The sequence below is a fragment of the Nissabacter sp. SGAir0207 genome (genome assembly GCF_005491205.1).
Taxonomy (GTDB): Bacteria; Pseudomonadota; Gammaproteobacteria; order Enterobacterales; family Enterobacteriaceae; genus Chimaeribacter.
The window spans coordinates 1,180,822-1,198,882 of the sequence record NZ_CP028035.1; the positions used below are offsets into that span (position 1 = coordinate 1,180,822).

11 protein-coding genes are annotated in these 18,061 nt (G+C 61.0%); 5 read left to right on the forward strand and 6 right to left on the reverse strand.

The genetic code is table 11. The features are described 5' to 3' along the window. Positions 1 to 79 precede the first annotated feature (79 nt). The 3 genes from C1N62_RS05185 to mltB all read left to right on the forward strand — a co-directional run bounded on the left by C1N62_RS05185 (position 80) and on the right by mltB (position 3,132). Entirely contained in the window at positions 80 to 622 is a 543-nt protein-coding gene (locus C1N62_RS05185; RefSeq protein ID WP_137762621.1) for a YfaZ family outer membrane protein, read from the forward strand. 121 nt (positions 623 to 743) lie between these two features. After that, on the forward strand, positions 744 to 1,934 hold the full coding sequence (locus C1N62_RS05190; protein WP_137762622.1) for a nicotinamide mononucleotide deamidase-related protein YfaY: 1,191 nt from the start codon (positions 744 to 746) through the stop codon (positions 1,932 to 1,934). A 115-nt stretch (positions 1,935 to 2,049) separates the two neighbouring features. Then, positions 2,050 to 3,132 (forward strand): lytic murein transglycosylase B, encoded by a 1,083-nt coding sequence (gene mltB / locus C1N62_RS05195; protein WP_137762623.1) that lies wholly within the window; start codon positions 2,050 to 2,052, stop codon positions 3,130 to 3,132. Positions 3,133 to 3,203: 71 nt separating this feature from the next. Here the strand turns inward: mltB and yfaE are convergent, their stop codons facing one another. The 4 genes from yfaE to ubiG form a co-directional block, all read right to left on the reverse strand. Next, entirely contained in the window at positions 3,204 to 3,485 is a 282-nt protein-coding gene (yfaE, locus tag C1N62_RS05200) for a class I ribonucleotide reductase maintenance protein YfaE (RefSeq protein WP_137762624.1), read from the reverse strand. A gap of 1 nt (position 3,486) precedes the next feature. Next, positions 3,487 to 4,617, reverse strand: a complete 1,131-nt coding sequence (gene nrdB / locus C1N62_RS05205; protein ID WP_137762625.1) for a class Ia ribonucleoside-diphosphate reductase subunit beta — start codon at positions 4,615 to 4,617, stop codon at positions 3,487 to 3,489. 53 nt (positions 4,618 to 4,670) lie between these two features. After that, positions 4,671 to 6,956 (reverse strand): class 1a ribonucleoside-diphosphate reductase subunit alpha, encoded by a 2,286-nt coding sequence (gene nrdA / locus C1N62_RS05210; protein ID WP_137762626.1) that lies wholly within the window; start codon positions 6,954 to 6,956, stop codon positions 4,671 to 4,673. Between the two features lie 511 nt (positions 6,957 to 7,467). Next, positions 7,468 to 8,214: a bifunctional 2-polyprenyl-6-hydroxyphenol methylase/3-demethylubiquinol 3-O-methyltransferase UbiG gene (ubiG, locus tag C1N62_RS05215; RefSeq protein WP_137762627.1), complete on the reverse strand. Its 747-nt coding sequence runs from the start codon at positions 8,212 to 8,214 to the stop codon at positions 7,468 to 7,470. 220 nt (positions 8,215 to 8,434) lie between these two features. Between ubiG and gyrA the strand changes: the two genes are divergently transcribed. Then, complete coding sequence (gyrA, locus tag C1N62_RS05220) at positions 8,435 to 11,071, forward strand: DNA topoisomerase (ATP-hydrolyzing) subunit A (protein WP_137762628.1); 2,637 nt, start codon at positions 8,435 to 8,437, stop codon at positions 11,069 to 11,071. Positions 11,072 to 11,220: 149 nt separating this feature from the next. After that, positions 11,221 to 14,151, forward strand: a complete 2,931-nt coding sequence (rcsC, locus tag C1N62_RS05225; protein WP_137762629.1) for a two-component system sensor histidine kinase RcsC — start codon at positions 11,221 to 11,223, stop codon at positions 14,149 to 14,151. An 84-nt stretch (positions 14,152 to 14,235) separates the two neighbouring features. Here the strand turns inward: rcsC and rcsB are convergent, their stop codons facing one another. Together rcsB and rcsD are read right to left on the reverse strand one after the other, a co-directional pair. Beyond that, on the reverse strand, positions 14,236 to 14,886 hold the full coding sequence (gene rcsB / locus C1N62_RS05230) for a response regulator transcription factor RcsB (RefSeq protein WP_137762630.1): 651 nt from the start codon (positions 14,884 to 14,886) through the stop codon (positions 14,236 to 14,238). Then, positions 14,879 to 17,557 (reverse strand): phosphotransferase RcsD, encoded by a 2,679-nt coding sequence (gene rcsD / locus C1N62_RS05235; protein ID WP_137762631.1) that lies wholly within the window; start codon positions 17,555 to 17,557, stop codon positions 14,879 to 14,881. Before rcsD ends, rcsB begins: the two co-directional genes overlap by 8 nt. Positions 17,558 to 18,061: the final 504 nt, after the last annotated feature.

Genomic DNA, 18,061 nt, shown 5'->3' on the forward strand with positions numbered 1-18,061 from the left:
GCCACTGGTTTTGTGTGGTCTTTGGTTTAGACTCTGCGCCACTACTGCGCACTGTTTTGATGATCAAAGGAAATCCACCATGAAAACCACCTCTCTTGTTCTGGCCGCCACCCTGCTGTGCAGCGCTGCCACGGCACAGGCAATCAGCATCAGCGGCCAGGCTGGCCAGCACTACACCAGCCTGGGCGCTGACTTCGGCGCGGACACCGCGGGCCTCACCACCAACCTCAACTGGGCGCACAGCGACAATGATGGCGACATCGCCGGTATCGGGCTGGGGCTGAACGTGCCACTGGGGCCGGTGATGGCGACGGTCGGCGGCAAGGCGCTCTATCTGGGGCCACAGGATGGCGATGAGGGCTACGCGCTGGCGGTCGGTGGCGGCCTGAGCCTGCCGATGGGCCGCTACTTCGCGCTCTACGGCGAGGGCTACTACGCGCCGGACTCCCTCTCCAGCGGCGTCAATGACTATGCCGAGGCCAACGGCGGCCTGCGGCTGAACGTCATCCCGCTGCTGTCGGTGGACATTGGCTACCGCTACATGGCGATGGCGGGCAAGGATGGGCACCGCGACAACGTGCTGGCGGACGGCCCCTATTTGGGCGCGGCGCTGCACTTCTGACAGGCGCTGCCAGCGTATCAGGCCGGGGAGACCCGGCCTTTTTATTGGCGCGAACAAATGGCGATTGTATTTGGCGCGCGCCCTTTCTACAGTGTTAGCAGGCTAACCATAGGAGTGAGAGATGCTTAGGATTGAGATGCTCAGCACTGGCGACGAAGTGCTGCATGGCCAGATTGTCGATACCAATGCCGCCTGGCTGGCGGACACACTGTTTGAACAGGGCTTCCCCCTCACCAGTCGCGAGACGGTGGGCGACGCGATGGAGGCACTGGTGGACGTGCTGACCGAGCGCAGCCAGATTGCCGACGTGCTGATCGTCAACGGGGGGCTGGGGCCGACCAGCGACGACCTGAGCGCGCAGGCGGCCGCACTGGCCGCCGGGGTGGAGGTGGAGGAGCGGCCAGAGTGGATCGCGCGCATGGAGGCCTATTTCAACCACCGGGGGCAGGCGATGTCACCCGCCAACCGCAAGCAGGCGCAGATCCCGGCCAATGCCGAACTGCTCGACAACCCGGTCGGCACCGCCTGTGGCTTTGCGCTGCGCCTTAACCGCTGCTGGATCTTCTTCACTCCCGGCGTGCCCTCCGAGTTCAAGGTGATGGTCGAGCAGCAGATCGTCCCGCGCCTGCGCCAGCAGTGGCCGGAGAGCGAGCCGCCACTCTGCCTGCGCCTCACCACCTTTGGCCGTGGCGAGAGCAGTCTGGCGGCGGAGCTGGATCCGCTGCCGTTGCCGCCGGGCGTGGTGCTGGGCTATCGCTCCTCCGCGCCGATCATTGAGCTGAAGCTGACCGGCCCGCGCGCGCAGGAGGCGGCAATGCGTCAGGCGTGGGAGCGGGTGCGCGAGGTGGCGGGCGAGAGCACGCTGTTTGAGGGCACCGGCGGCCTGCCAGCACGGCTGGCGGAGCAGATGCTGACCCAGTCGCTGCAACTGGCGCTAAGCGAGCACTTCACCGGCGGGCTGCTGCACTGGCGCTTGCAGGCGGCGGGCGTGCCGCTGGCCGGCGGCGAACTGCCAGCGCGGGAGGAGGCGGGGCTGTCACCGCTGCTGGCGCGCGCCGCGACGCTGGCGGCCCAACGCGGCGCACCGCTGGCGCTGGCCATCGGCCCGCTGGTGGAGGGGGAGATCAGCCTGGCGCTGCACACCCCGGCCGGTACCGTCGGCCAGACCCTGCGCTACAGCGCACGCCACCACAGCCCGACGCTGCAACAGGAGATGGTGGCGATGGTGGCGATGGACATGCTGCGGCGCTACCTCAACGGCTGGCCGCCGGTGGCCAACTACCCGTGGCTGGCGCGGGTGGCCGAAGCCTGACCCCATGCCGCCTGCGGGCGGCTTTTTTTACACTTCCTGACGGGCCAGCCTGTTCCCGGCGGCTTAAGCAATGCTTTACTATAGCGCCCACTTTTTCTGGTTGTATGGATACCCGATGCGTCAATTAGCTGCCTTGTTACCCCTCGCGCTGCTGCTCTCCGCCTGTAGCAGCACGCCGAAGCCTGCCGATATCACCGCGCAGCCCACCTCCAGCGGCGGCTTTTTGCTCGAGCCGCAGCACGCGGTACACCCGCTGAGCGGCGACTTCGCCAACAACCCCAATACCGCGCGCTTTATCGACCAGATGGTGCGCAAGCATGGCTTTGACCGCCAGCAGCTGCACGATGTGCTGGATCAGGCCCAGCGGCTCGACTATGTACTGCGGCTGATGAATCAGCAGGCACCGACGCCGAAAACCCCCGGCCAGCAGCAGCGGCCAAGCGGGCCGAATGGCGCGTGGCTGCGTTACAGCAAAAAATTCATCACGCCGGACAACGTGCAGAACGGCGTGGCCTTCTGGAACCAGTATGAGGGGGCGCTGGAGCGCGCCTACGCCACCTACGGCGTGCCGCCAGAGATTGTGGTCGGCATCATCGGCGTGGAGACGCGCTGGGGCCGGGTGATGGGCAAGACGCGGATTATCGATGCGCTGGCAACGCTGGCCTTTGACTACCCGCGCCGCGCCGAGTACTTCAGCGGCGAGCTGGAGACCTTCCTGCTGATGTCGCGCGCCGAGGGGCGTGACCCGCTCTCGCTGCGCGGCTCCTTCGCGGGCGCGATGGGCTACGGCCAGTTTATGCCGTCGGCCTTCAAGGAGTATGCGGTGGACTTCGACGGCGACGGCCATGTTGACCTGTGGAACCCGGTTGACGCCATCGGCAGCGTGGCGCACTACTTCGCCGCGCACGGCTGGGTGAAGAATGGCACGGTGGCGGTGCAGGCCAGCGGCCAGGCGCCGCTGATGCAGCAGGGCTACACCACCAAATACACCGTGGGGGCGCTCTCCGCCGCTGGCCTGCGGCCGCTCAGTCCGCTGCGCGATGACCAGCAGGTGAGCCTGCTGCGGCTGGACATCGGCACCGCCTACCAGTACTGGTACGGCCTGCCGAACTTCTATGTCATCACCCGCTACAACCACAGCACCCACTACGCGATGGCGGTGTGGCAGTTGGGCGAGGCGGTCAGCCGGGCGCGCTAAGGCGCTCGGGCATCAACAGGCACAAAAAAAACGGGCTGATAATCAGCCCGTTTTTTTATGCTTTGGCGGCGTCAGATATCGAGTTCGATATCCCCTTGCGGCAAACAGCAGCAGGGGAGGATCTCCCCCTCCTGAATGAAGGCCAGCGGCGTCTGGTGGTAGTTGACGCTGCCGTTGAGCAGCTTCACGCGGCAGGAGCCGCAGTAGCCCTCGCGACACTGGTACTCCACCGGCACACGGTGGCTCTCCAGCGTCTCCAGCAGGCAGCGGTGCTCTGCCGCGCAGGGAAGCTGCGCGCCAGAGCTGCGTACCAGAATGGTGTGGCCGCCAAGGGTAACCGTCGCGCCTGCCATATCAGAGCTGGAAGTCGCTCAGGTCGTCGGCATTGACCTCGGAGTCGATCTGGCCGACCAGATAGGAGCTGACCTCCACCTCTTGCGGCGCCACCTGCACGTTGTCCGACACCAGCCAGCTGTTGATCCACGGGATCGGGTTGGAGCGTGCCTTGAACGGCAGATCCAGGCCCACTGCCTGCATACGGATGTTGGTGATGTACTCCACATACTGACAGAGGATGTCGCGGTTCAGGCCAATCATCGAGCCGTCGCGGAACAGGTAGTCCGCCCACTCTTTCTCCTGCTGCGCCGCCAGCACAAACAGGTCATAGCTCTGCTGCTGGCACTCTTTGGCGATCTCCGCCATCTCCGGGTCATCCGCGCCAGAGCGCATCAGGTTGATCATGTGCTGGGTGCCGGTGAGGTGCAGCGCCTCGTCACGGGCGATCAGGCGGATGATCTTGGCGTTGCCCTCCATCAGCTCGCGCTCGGCGAAGGCGAAGGAGCAGGCGAAGCTGACGTAGAAGCGGATCGCTTCCAGCGCATTGACGCTCATCACGCACAGGTAGAGCTTCTTCTTCAGCTCACGCAGGTTCACCACCACGGTTTCACCGTTGATCTGGTGGGTGCCCTCACCGAACAGGTTGTAGTAACCGCTCATGGTGATCAGGTCATCGTAGTAACCAGAGATGTCCTTGGCGCGCTTCAGGATCTCTTCGTTGGTGACGATGTCATCGAATACCAGCGACGGATCGTTAACGATGTTGCGGATGATGTGGGTGTAGGAGCGCGAGTGGATGGTCTCGGAGAACGACCAGGTCTCGATCCAGGTCTCCAGCTCCGGGATGGAGATCAGCGGCAGCAGCGCCACGTTCGGGCTGCGCCCCTGGATGGAGTCGAGCAGCGTCTGGTACTTCAGGTTGCTCAGGAAGATGTGCTTCTCATGGTCCGGCAGGCCCTGGAAGTCGATGCGGTCGCGCGAGACGTCCACCTCTTCCGGGCGCCAGAAGAAGGAGAGCTGCTTCTCGATCAGCTTTTCGAAGATCTCATGCTTCTGCTGGTCGAAACGGGCGACGTTAACCGGCTGGCCGAAGAACATCGGCTCAAGCAGCTGGTTATTTTTGTTCTGGGAAAACGTGGTGTAGGCCATTGTGCTAATCCTGTCTGTCAGCAGGGGCCGGGCAGGTGCCCGGCCCTGCCAGATTAAATCTTGCAGGCGCCGCTTTCGCAGCCGTCATCCTGAATGGATGGCGCCAGGTCATCCTGGGCATCTTCCGCGCCGTCGCGGGTGTTCTGGTAGTAGAGCGTTTTCACGCCAAACTTATAAGCGGTCAGCAGATCCTTCAGCAGCTGTTTCATCGGCACCTTGTTGCCGGTGAAGCGTGACGGGTCATAGTTGGTGTTCGACGAGATCGCCTGATCGATAAACTTCTGCATCACGCCGACCAGTTGCAGGTAGCCGTCGTTGTTCGGCATCTCCCACAGCAGTTCGTAGGCCTCTTTCAGGCGCTCGTACTCCGGCACCACCTGACGCAGGATGCCATCTTTCGACTGCTTGATGCTGACGTGGCCGCGCGGCGGCTCAATGCCGTTGGTGGCGTTGGAGATCTGCGAGGAGGTCTCGGACGGCATCAGGGCAGAGAGCGTGGAGTTGCGCAGGCCAAACTCTTTGATGTTGTGGCGCAGGGTGTCCCAGTCCAGGTGCAGCGGCTCGCTGCACACCTGATCCAGGTCACGCTTGTAGGTATCAACCGGCATGATGCCCTGTGCATAGGTGGTTTCGTTGAACCACGGGCAGGCACCCTGTTCGCGCGCCAGCTCGTTGGAGGCTTTCAGCAGGTAGTACTGGATCGCCTCAAAGGTGCGGTGCGTCAGGTTGTTGGCGCTGCCGTCGGAGTAGCGCACGCCATGTTTCGCCAGGTAGTAGGCGTAGTTGATCACGCCAATGCCCAAGGTGCGGCGGCCCATCGCGCCACGCTTGGCGGCCGGGATCGGGTAGTCCTGATAGTCCAGCAGCGCATCCAGCGCGCGCACTGCCAGCACCGCCAGCTCCTCCAGGTCGTCCAGGCTCTCAATCGCGCCCAGGTTGAAGGCGGAGAGGGTGCACAGGGCGATCTCGCCGTTTTCGTCGTTGACGTCCTCCAGCGGTTTGGTCGGCAGCGCAATCTCCAGGCAGAGGTTGGACTGGCGCACCGGCGCGATGGCCGGGTCAAACGGGCTGTGGGTGTTGCAGTGGTCAACGTTCTGGATGTAGATACGGCCCGTGGAGGCGCGCTCCTGCATCATCAGGGAGAACAGCTCTACCGCCTTCACCTTCTGCTTGCGGATGCTCTCATCCTGCTCGTACTTCACGTACAGGCGCTCGAACTCATCCTGATCGGCGAAGAAGGCGTCATACAGCCCCGGCACGTCAGACGGGCTGAACAGGGTGATGTCTTCGTTCTTCACCAGACGCTGGTACATCAGCTTGTTGAGCTGCACGCCGTAGTCCATGTGGCGCACGCGGTTGGCTTCCACGCCACGGTTGTTCTTCAGAACCAGCAGGCTCTCCACTTCCAGGTGCCACATCGGGTAGAAGAGGGTGGCCGCGCCGCCGCGCACGCCGCCCTGCGAGCAGGACTTCACCGCGGTCTGGAAGTGCTTGTAGAACGGGATGCAGCCGGTGTGGAACGCCTCACCGCCACGGATCGGGCTGCCGAGCGCACGGATGCGGCCAGCGTTGATGCCGATGCCAGCGCGCTGGGAGACATACTTCACAATCGCGCTGGAGGTGGCGTTGATGGAGTCCAGGCTGTCGCCGCACTCAATCAGCACGCAGGAGCTGAACTGGCGGGTCGGGGTACGCACGCCGGACATGATCGGGGTCGGCAGCGAGATCTTGAAGGTCGATACCGCGTCATAGAAGCGCTTGACGTAGTCGAGGCGCGTCTCACGCGGGTAGTTGGAGAACAGGCACGCCGCCACCAGAATGTAGAGGAACTGGGCGCTCTCATAGATCTCGCCAGTCACGCGGTTCTGCACCAGATACTTGCCTTCCAGCTGCTTGACGGCCGCGTAGGAGAAGCTCATGTCGCGCCAGTGGTCGATAAAGCTGTCCATCTGCTCGAACTCTTCAGCCGTGTAGTCTTCCAGCAGATGCTTATCGTATTTGCCCATGTCAATCATGCGGGTGACGTGGTCATAGAGCTTCGGCGGCTCGAACTGGCCGTAGGCCTTCTTGCGCAGGTGGAAAATCGCCAGGCGCGCGGCCAGGTACTGGTAGTCCGGCGCATCGCGGGAGATCAGGTCAGCGGCGGCCTTGATAATGGTTTCATGAATGTCGGCCGTCTTGATGCCGTCATAAAACTGGATGTGGGAACGCAGTTCTACCTGGGAAACGGAGACGTTTTGCAGCCCTTCCGCGGCCCAGTCAATGACACGGTGGATTTTATCAAGATTGATGCGTTCTTTGCGGCCATCACGTTTAGTAACAAGCAGACTCTGGTTCATGGGGTGCGTACCTTAAAGGTTTATAAACGAGACTCGCCTGATCGCGCCCCCAGGGCACGACCGCTGTCGAAGTATAGGCGGTTGGTCAGGATATAAACACAATATATTGTGGGTGACTTCAATTCGGCCAACAAGATAGTGGCAGTCGGGGCGAATGACAAGGGGCAAAAAAGCACAGGTTTGTGGATAACTATGGGGGTAAAATGTTAAGCGCGGTGTAAGGCCGCATCAGCGCTGGGATGCTTTGGCTGTCAATATCTCCGATATGAATTTCTTATATTTTTTTAAAAAGTGATCGATCGCTGATTTATTAAACGTTAGAAAAAATCGCTATATTGGCGGCAGTAACTATTCTAAAAAAACTCTTTGAAAGCCCTGATCGTGCCAAATGCCTAAAAATAAAGATCTATTCTGGCCGCCTGCCTAAGTGGCTGGCGCAATTCCTAAAAAAGCGCTGGCGATGGCCGGGGAAATGTGGCAGGGGAGGGCGCGCCGCCCCTGCCGGCTGGGGTTACTTCTCCAGCGGGTAGTGGGTGTGCACCATGTAGTTGACATCCACGTTCGGTGCCAGCTTGAAGCGGTTGGTCAGTGGGTTGTAGTGCAGGCCAATCATGTGGCGTCCCACCAGCGGGGTGTGATCCACCCAGTGCAGCAGCTCAGAGGGCTTGATGAACTTCTTCACGTCGTGGGTGCCCTTCGGCACCATGTTGAGCACATACTCCGCGCCCACCACCGCCATCAGCCACGCCTTGTTGTTGCGGTTGATGGTGGAGAAGAAGACATGGCCGCCCGGCTTCACCAGCTTGGCGCAGGCCACCACCACCGAGGCCGGGTCAGGCACATGCTCCAGCATCTCCATGCAGGTCACCACGTCATACTGCTGCGGGTGCGCCTCGGCGTGCGCCTCCACCGTCTCCTGCACGTAGTCGAGCGCCACGCCCGCCTCCAGCGCGTGCAGGCGCGCCACCTGCAACGGCTCGGCACCCATGTCCAGCCCGGTCACCTTCGCGCCCTCGCGCGCCATGCTCTCCGCCAGGATGCCGCCGCCGCAGCCGACGTCCAGCACCTGCTTGCCGAACAGGCCGTCGGCGCGGGCCATGATGTAGTTCAGGCGCAGCGGGTTGATGCGGTGCAGCGGCTTGAACTCCCCCTCCAGATCCCACCAGCGTGAGGCGACGGCCTCAAACTTGGCGATTTCCTGCTGGTCAACGTTTTGGGGCGCGGCCTGAGTGGCCGGGCCGGTAGCTTGTTCATTCATCGGTTTTGTCACTCCTTAAACCTGGTTAAGGCGGATTATACATATTCCCGCGCTGCGGCGCAGATTTGTGGCGCGCCAGCGTGGCCGGAACAGCATGAAATATGGGGCGATCGGGGCGGGTTTGTTTCCCTCAGATGGCCGATTTGTGGTATAGTTTTACACCTTTGCCTATCCACAGGCAGCGGGCAGATGAACAATTCAGTAGAGGGATAGCAGCTCCATGAGCGACCTTGCCAGAGAAATCACACCGGTCAACATCGAAGAAGAGCTTAAGAGTTCGTATCTGGATTATGCGATGTCCGTTATTGTCGGACGCGCCCTTCCAGATGTGCGCGATGGGTTGAAGCCGGTGCACCGCCGCGTACTGTACGCCATGAATGTCCTGGGCAACGACTGGAACAAAGCCTATAAGAAATCGGCCCGTGTGGTCGGTGACGTCATCGGTAAATACCACCCGCATGGCGACACTGCGGTCTATGACACCATTGTCCGTATGGCGCAGCCCTTCTCGCTGCGCTACATGCTGGTTGACGGGCAGGGCAACTTCGGTTCCATCGACGGCGACTCCGCCGCGGCGATGCGTTACACCGAAGTGCGCATGTCAAAAATTGCCCACGAACTGCTGGCGGATCTCGAGAAAGAGACGGTCGATTTCGTCCCCAACTATGACGGCACCGAGCAGATCCCGGCGGTCATGCCCACCAAGATCCCGAACCTGCTGGTTAACGGCTCCTCGGGCATTGCCGTCGGCATGGCGACCAACATTCCGCCGCACAACCTTTCCGAGGTGATCAACGGCTGTCTGGCCTACATTGACGATGAGAACATCAGCATCGAAGGGCTGATGGAGCACATTCCGGGGCCAGATTTCCCGACCGCCGCCATCATCAATGGCCGCCGCGGCATCGAAGAGGCGTACCGCACCGGGCGCGGCAAAATCTATATCCGCGCCCGTGCCGAGGTGGAAGCGGACGCCAAGAGCGGCCGTGAGACCATCATCGTCCACGAAATCCCCTATCAGGTGAACAAGGCGCGTCTGATCGAGAAGATCGCCGAGCTGGTGAAAGAGAAGCGCCTTGAGGGGATCAGCGCGCTGCGTGACGAGTCCGACAAGGATGGGATGCGCATCGTGATTGAGATCAAACGCGACGCGGTGGGTGAGGTGGTGCTGAACAACCTCTACTCCCTGACCCAGTTGCAGGTCTCCTTCGGCATCAACATGGTGGCGCTGCATCAGGGCCAGCCGAAGATCCTCAACCTGAAGGATATCCTGTCAGCCTTTGTGCGCCACCGCCGTGAAGTGGTGACGCGCCGCACTATCTTTGAGCTGCGCAAGGCACGCGACCGCGCCCACATTCTGGAAGCGCTGGCGGTGGCACTGGCCAACATCGACCCGATCATCGAGTTGATCCGTCAGGCACCGACCCCGGCCGAGGCGAAAGCCGCGCTGGTGGCCCACCCTTGGGCGCTGGGCAACGTCTCCGACATGCTCTCCCGCGCCGGTGATGACGCCGCCCGCCCGGAGTGGCTGGAGCCGGAGTTTGGCATCCGTGACGGCAAGTACTACCTGACCGAGCAGCAGGCACAGGCGATTCTGGATCTGCGCCTGCAAAAGCTGACCGGTCTGGAGCACGAGAAGCTGCTGGACGAGTACAAAGAGCTGCTCGACCAGATTGCCGCGCTGATCTTTATCCTGGAAAGCCCGGACCGCCTGATGGAGGTGATCCGCGAAGAGCTGATCGCCATCCGCGAGCAGTACAACGACGCGCGCCGCACCGAGATCACCGCCAACTCGGCGGACATCAACATCGAAGACCTGATCAGTCAGGAAGACGTGGTGGTGACCCTCTCGCATCAGGGCTACGTCAAGTACCAGCCGCTGAGCGACTATGAGGCGCAGCGCCGTGGTGGCAAGGGCAAGTCCGCCGCCCGCATCAAGGAGGAGGACTTCATTGACCGCCTGCTGGTGGCCAACACCCACGACACCATCCTCTGCTTCTCCAGCCGGGGCCGTCTCTACTGGATGAAGGTCTACCAGCTGCCGGAAGCGAGCCGTGGCGCGCGTGGCCGCCCGATCGTCAACCTGCTGCCGCTGGAAGCCAACGAGCGCATCACGGCGATCCTGCCGGTGCGCGAGTATGAGGAAGGGCGCTACGTCTTTATGGCGACCGCCAGCGGCACGGTGAAGAAGACCGAGCTGACCGAGTTCAGCCGTCCGCGCAGCGCGGGCATCATCGCCGTGAACCTCAACGAGGGCGATGAGCTGATTGGCGTTGACCTGACCGACGGCAGCAACGAAGTGATGCTGTTCTCCGCGGCCGGTAAAGTGGTGCGCTTCTCCGAAGCGGCCGTGCGCAAGATGGGCCGTACCGCGGCGGGCGTGCGTGGCATCAAGCTGGCCGAAGAGGACAGCGTGGTATCGCTGATTGTGCCGCGCGGCGAGGGTGACATCCTGACCGTGACGCAGAACGGCTTCGGCAAGCGTACCGCCGCCGCCGAGTACCCGACCAAATCCCGTGCGACGCAGGGCGTGATCTCCATCAAGGTCAGCGAGCGCAACGGGCCGGTGGTCGGCGCGGTGCAGGTAGAGGGCAGCGACCAGATCATGATGATCACCGATGCTGGCACGCTGGTGCGTACCCGCGTCTCCGAGGTGAGCATCGTGGGCCGTAACACCCAGGGCGTCACGCTGATCCGCACCGCGGAAGAGGAGAGCGTGGTGGGCCTGCAACGGGTGGCCGAGCCGGTTGAGGACGAAGAGCTGGATGGCGTGATCGCCATTGAGGGCGAACTGCCGGTGGAAGAGGAGGAGCCGGAAGAGCCGGACACCGACGACGCCGAGGGTGAAGAGGAGTAATTCCTCGCCCGCGTAAAAAGCCAGCCTACGGGCTGGCTTTTTTTATGGCCGCCGCGCCATTTTTTTCTCGTCGGCCAATGGTGTATCCTGTGCGCGGCCCGCCCCGGCGCACTGGCGCCCTTCGTCTGTCACTTTACAATGGTATACGCTTGAAATATCTGGCTTCGTTCCGTACAACGCTAAAGATTTCCCGCTACCTGTTCCGGTTGCTGGCGATCATGCTCTGGTCGCTCGGCGCGCTGTTGACCACCTTCTATATTCTCAACATCTTCCATGAGAAAGAGTCGCAGATTCGCCAGGAGTACTACCTCAACTACGATCAGGCGCAGAACTACTTCCGCCACTCGGCGGACATCATGCGCGACATCCGCTACATGGCGGAGAACCGCCTGAATGGCGCGGTTAATGGTCTGGACATCCTGAACGGCGTGTTCGCCGGCAAAACCAACCAGCCGCGCATCTACCCGCTGTTCGCCGACTCCGACTGCGCGCAACTCAATGATGACTACCGCAACTCGCTACAGGCGCTGAGCAACACCATCCACTACTGGAAGGATAACTTCTCCGCCGCTTACGACCTGAACCGGGTCTTCTTCATTGGCGGCGACAGCCTCTGCATGGCGGACTTCAACATCAACAACACCCGGCCGCTGGAGCGCGAAAACGTGCTCAAGTCGCTGCATGAGCGCATCCTGAAGTTCCGCAACGGCAAAAATCAGGAGAAGGACAACAGCCTCTACTGGATCAGCCCCGGCCCGCGCGCCGACGTTGGCTACCTCTATGTGCTGTCGCCCATCTACGTCGGCAACAAGCTGGAGGCGCTGATCGGCATTGAACAGGTGCTGCGGCTGGAGGACTTCTCCAACCCCAGCGCGCTGCCGATTGGCGTGACGCTGCTCGGCCCCTCGAATGAGCCGCTGCTGCGCTTTAGCGAGGGGGAGCGCTACATCTCCATGCTCGGCCGCTACCCGGATGTCAGCAGCTACTTCGGCTATGTGAATGGCTACAACGACCTGATCATGAAGAAGAGCCTCCAGCCCTCGTCCCTCAGCATTGTCTACTCGCTGCCGGTGCGTACCCTGCTGGAGCGCTTCAAGATCCTGATCCTCAACGCCTTCCTGCTCAACATCTTCTCGGCGATTTTGCTGTTCACGCTGGCCTGGCTGTTTGAGCGCAAGATGTTCTTCCCGGCGGAGGAGAACGCCTTCCGGCTGGAGGAGAACGAGCAGTTCAACCACAAGATTGTCGCCTCCGCGCCGGTGGGCATCTCGATTTTACGCATCAGTGACGGCGTCAACCTGCTCAGCAACGAGCTGGCGCACAACTACATCAAGATGCTGACCCACGAGGATCGCCAGCGCATCACGCGCATCATCTGCGACCAGCAGGTCAACTTCGTCGATGTCATCACCAGCAATAACAACAACCTGCAACTGAGTTTCGTCCACTCGCGCTACCGCAACGAGGATGTGGCGATCTGCGTGCTGGTGGATGTCAGCGCCCGCGTCAAGATGGAGGAGTCCTTGCAGGAGATGGCGAGCGCCGCCGAGCAGACCAGCCAGTCGAAATCGATGTTCCTGGCGACGGTCAGCCATGAGCTGCGCACGCCGCTCTACGGCATCATCGGCAACCTGGATCTGTTGCAGACCAAGGGGCTGCCGGAGGGGGTGGAGCGGCTGGTGACGGCGATGAACAACTCCTCCAACCTGCTGCTGAAGATCATCAGCGACATCCTCGACTTCTCCAAGATTGAGTCAGAGCAGCTGAAGATTGAGCCGCGCGAATTCTCCTGCCGTGAAGTGCTGACCCACATTGCCGGTAACTACCTGCCGCTGGTGGTGAAGAAGCGCCTCGGCCTCTACTGCTTCATTGAACATGACGTGCCGGAGTTCCTCTCCGGCGACCCGGTGCGGTTGCAGCAGGTACTCTCCAACATCCTCAACAACGCCATCAAGTTCACCGATACCGGCTGCATCGTGCTGCATGTCTGTACCCGCGACAATTATCTGGTGTTCCAGGTGCGCGATACCGGCGTCGGCATCCCGGCGCGCGAGATCACGCGGCTGTTCGACCCCTTCTTCCAGGTCGGCACCGGCGTGCAGCGCCACTTCCAGGGCACCGGGCTGGGGCTGGCGATCTGCGAGAAGCTGGTCAACCTGATGGATGGCGACATCGCCGTCGAGTCCGAGCCGGGGCTGGGCAGTGCCTTCACCATCCGGCTGCCGATGTATGAGGCCAAGTTCGCCGCGCCGCCGGACGCCACGCTCTGGCAGGGCCGCCGGCTGGTGCTGGAGGTGCGCAACGCCCGGCTGGAGGAGTATCTGGAGCCGATGCTGCGCCAGTATGGCGCGGAAGTGGTGCGCTACCAGCCGGAGATGATGACCCACGAGTGCGACGTGTTGCTGACGGACTACCCGCTCAACCACCCGCTGCCGCTGCTGGGGCAGATTGAGTTCTCGCTGGAGCACATCGGCCCGCCGGTGGAGACGCGCCCCGGCTACTGGCTGCACAGCACCTCGACGCCGCTGGAGCTGACCAGCCTGATCAACCGCCTCTATAAGCTGGAGGAGGAGAGCTCACGCGCCATGCTGCAACTGCCAGCGCTGAACGCCGAGGCGCAGCAGGCCAACCATGAGATCCAGCTGCTGGTGGTGGATGACCACCCGATCAACCGCCGCCTGCTGGCTGACCAGCTCGGCTCGCTGGGCTACCAGATCCTCACCGCCAACGACGGGCTGGACGCGCTGGAGGTGATGCGCGCCAACACCATCGACATCGTGCTGACCGACGTCAACATGCCGAAGATGGATGGCTACCGCCTGACCCAGCGGTTGCGGCAGATGGACTACATCCGCCCGGTGATTGGCGTGACCGCCAATGCGCTGGCGGAGGAGAAGCAGCGCTGCATTGAGGCGGGCATGGATAACTGCCTGTCGAAACCGGTGACGCTGGAGACGCTGCGCACCACGCTGGCTTACTACAGCGCGCGCACCCGGCAGATCCGTCAGGCGGAGCAGCGGGCGCGGGAGCGCCAGTTGGCGGAGGCCAGTCAGGGCCAGCCCGGTGACGCCTCCGCCTGATGGCGGGGCAATAAAAAAGGCGCCTGCGGGCGCCTTTTCTGATCGCGGCCGGGATGGGCCGCAATACCGTTAACCGTGATAGCGTTAGCCGCGATCCACCGGGGTAGTGCTGACGGAGGAGAGGTAGTTGAGCAGGGCGATGTCGTTGTCCACGCCCAGTTTCATCATCGCCGACTTCTTCTGGCTGCTGATGGTCTTGATGCTGCGGTTCAGCTTCTTGGCGATCTCGGTCACCAAAAAGCCCTCGGCGAACAGGCGCAGCACTTCGCTCTCTTTCGGCGAGAGGCGCTTGTCGCCATAGCCGTTGGCGCTGATCTTCTCCAACAGCTTGGAGACGCTCTCCGGCGTGAACTTCTTGCCTTTTTGCAGGGCGGCCAGCGCTTTCGGCAGGTCAGTGGGCGCGCCCTGTTTCAGCACGATGCCCTCAATATCCAGATCCAGCACCGCACTCAGGATCGCCGGGTTATTGTTCATGGTCAGCACAATGATCGCCAGCTGCGGGTAGTGGCGTTTGATGTATTTGATCAGCGTAATGCCGTCGCCGTACTTCTCGCCCGGCATCGACAGGTCAGTGATCAGGACGTTGGCATCCAGCTTTGCCAGGTTGTTGATCAGCGCGGTGGAGTCCTCGAACTCCCCAACCACATTCACCCACTCTATCTGTTCCAGTGACTTACGGATGCCAAACAGGACAATAGGATGGTCATCGGCAATAATTACATTCAGGTTATTCATGTTTTTGGCTACCTTGCTGTAGCAGTCTGCTGACAAATTGATCAATCTGACTGATGTTATTCTCGATTTTCAGCATATCAGTTTCCACGATGTGCTGTTCTAAGTGTTCACATAACCGCTTTCCGGGGGCCAGGTTCAACATGGCAAAGACCCCTTTCAGGCGGTGTGCTGTCTGGGAGAGTGACGTAAAATCATGCTGTTGACTCTCGACATACAGTTTATCCAGATCCTCCGGCACCGTCTCCACAAACAGCGAGTAGTAGTCGCTGGCGAGGAGCTGCGCGCGGTAATCCGGTTCTTCATCGGTCGGCGCCTCCAGGGAGGCTGGGCCGTCGACGGCCGCCATCTGCTGCTCGATCAGCACCAGGATGGCATCAATGACAGCGCTGCTGATATTATAATTGACGCGAATATAGTCCCGTTGTAACTGCTGGAAGCCCGCCTCGTCACTCGAAAGCAGCAAGGTGTAGCGATCACAGCTATGGGGATTATCTGTCAACATGACGTCATAATCACGATTAATCTGCCTGTCGTCCGGGGTAATGCAGTTGGCGCCATAGGCTGCCAGCAGCCGGGTGACGATCGAACGCACCTCTTCCGAGGTCACATCCAGCAGTACGGTCACCTCATCCAGCAGCTTCTCGCTCTCCTCCTCCTCCTGCGGCTCCAGCCCCAGCAGGATGCGCACCGTATAGCGGGTGCCGATGTCCGCCTTGCTGCGGATCTCCAGCTGGCCGTTCAGCTTTTTGCACAGCTGGTTGCAGAGGAAGAAGGTCAGGCCGGAGCCGTGGTTGAAGCGGTCAATCAGCGACTGGCTGAGGAACGGATAGTTCAGGTTGCGGATCTCCTCTTTCGAGATGCCGCTGCCGGTGTCGGTGATGTGGAAGATCAGCTGCTCCGGGTGCTGCGGCTCGCTCTCGACAATCAGCGAAATCTTGCCAAAGGCGGTGGTGACGATGGCGTAGTCCAGCAGCAGCGACAGCACCTTCTTCAGCGCCTGCACATCCCCGACGTAGGTCTGGGTCACGTCCAGTTGGAAGTGGTTGAACAGCGACAGCCCCTTGCGGTTGAGGGCGGGCAGCGTCTCAAGCAGCAATTCATCCACCATGCCGGAGAGCGAGAAGTGGTGCTTCGACGGCTGCCAGTCCTGGGTCTCCAGCCGCGTCAGCAGCGTGATGTTCTCAATCAGCGTCAGCACTGACTGCGACTGCCAGGCCAGCTCCGCCAGCATCGGGGCGCGCTCTACCTCCGGCGCCTGTTGCAGCGTCTCGGCCAGCGTATGGATCTGGTTCAGCGGCTGGTTCAGCTCAATGCCGAGGTTGTGCAGCATCAGCTTGCGCGCCTGCAAATTCTTTTCGTACTCCTTGCGCGCCTGTTGCAGCTTCTTGTTGACCATCACCTCTTTGTCCTGATCGTGCAGCAGGAACAGGTAGGTCTCCGGCGCATACTTGCTGCGGGACATGCGGATCTCATACACCTCATTATTCACCGTCGCCTGAATGGAGCCGTGGTGCTGCTCCGCCATCGAGGCGATGTTCTGCAAACTGAGGTGCGGCAACAGGTTCTCGGCAATCTTATTGCTGAGAACCGTCTGGTTGGTATTGAAGTTGTGCACCACCAGCCCGGTGGAGAGGCTGGCGACAATCTCCTGATTCAGCACCTGTTGGGCGCGCAGCTGCGCGGCCATGTTCTCGCTCGGGCGGATGAACTGGTGGCGGATAAAGTAGATGCCGCTCATGGAGAGCGCCAGCAGCGCCAGGTGGATCAACAGCAGCCAACTATTATTGTGCGCCAGATCCAGCGCCAGACTGGGCAGCGGCACGCGGTAGACCACCTGCAACGGCGCGTTGCTGAGCGGCGCGGTGAACTCCAGCCACCAGCCGCTGCGCGTCACCTGCGCATTGCTGCTCTGGTCATCATCACCGGCGGGGGAGGTCGCCTCACGCAGCGCAAAGTTGGCGCGCGCCAGATGTGACGGCAGCAGGTCATTCACCGGCAGGTCGAAGGCGATCACCGTCGCCAGGTGGCCGGGGTTATTAAAGGTGGTGCGCAGCGAGAAGAAGTAATCATTGCTGAAGCGCGACTTGCGCAGGGTGGAGAAGCTTTCACGCTCATCCAGCATATTGGCCTGTTGCAGCATCTCGGCACGGCGGGCGTCGGCGGAGGTGGTGAGGTAGCTCTCCTTGAAGCGCGAGGTCAGCTCCTGCAACGGCTGGGTGGTGACCATGATCAGGCTATTGTCCTGCCCATTCAGGTAGTAAAGGGTGTAGGGCTGGGTTTTGCCGCCCCAGCGCAGGTCCAGGTAGTTGGAGACCTGCAACGTCAGGTCGAGCGTCGCGCTGTCATGGTTGCCGAAGATCACCGCGTCGGTTTTGCGGCGGGTTTTCTGCACATAGAACACATCTGGCCGCAGGCGAATCTCCTGCGCCGGTGTCACGCCCTGTGGGGAGCCAGTGTAATTGTCATAAATCTGGTAGGTATTGTAGCGATAGATGTCGATCCGTTGCTGCATCCGGCTGGCGACGTTCTCCATCACATGCTTTTTCTCATTCAGGTAGGTGCTGGTGTAGTTGTAGCCATATACGCCCAGCGCCACCAATAGCAGCAAAATCAGCACCAAAAAGAAGCGGGTGATGTTGGCGGAAGTCAACGACAGGTATTTGCTTTGCATAACAGTGGATAGAGGTCCTTGATTACCGCATCAAAATCGGGGGCGTCGCGTGAACGGGCACGCCAGCCGGGCCGCCGGGGGCGGGCATACCGTGCTCGGCACGGTGGGGCTGGAGTGGGTGATGGTTCACGCTGAAACGTCCCTTGTCAGGCCAAAAAGAGGGTGCAGGATACCCTGTTTACCAATCTGGTAAAACCAGTTACGCCGATGTTACTCCTTTGGCGACGCCCGGTCGAGTTGCCGCGGTAGGCAAGCGCGTCATGTTAACAGAAAGGGCGGGGGGCTTAATTGGCATTATTCTGAAAATGCCCCGATTTCACGCAGTGCGGATTAAAAATAGGGAGGGTTCGATCCAGCTCCCAGAAACGTTAAATATTCTTAACTGGCCCCCGACCGACTTTAAATCTGTGAAAATTTGTGTATATCATGCCAGACTTAAGTAAAATTATAATTCAAGTTGTTAAATTCTAATTCCATATATTAACTAAGGTCGCGGTAGCCTGA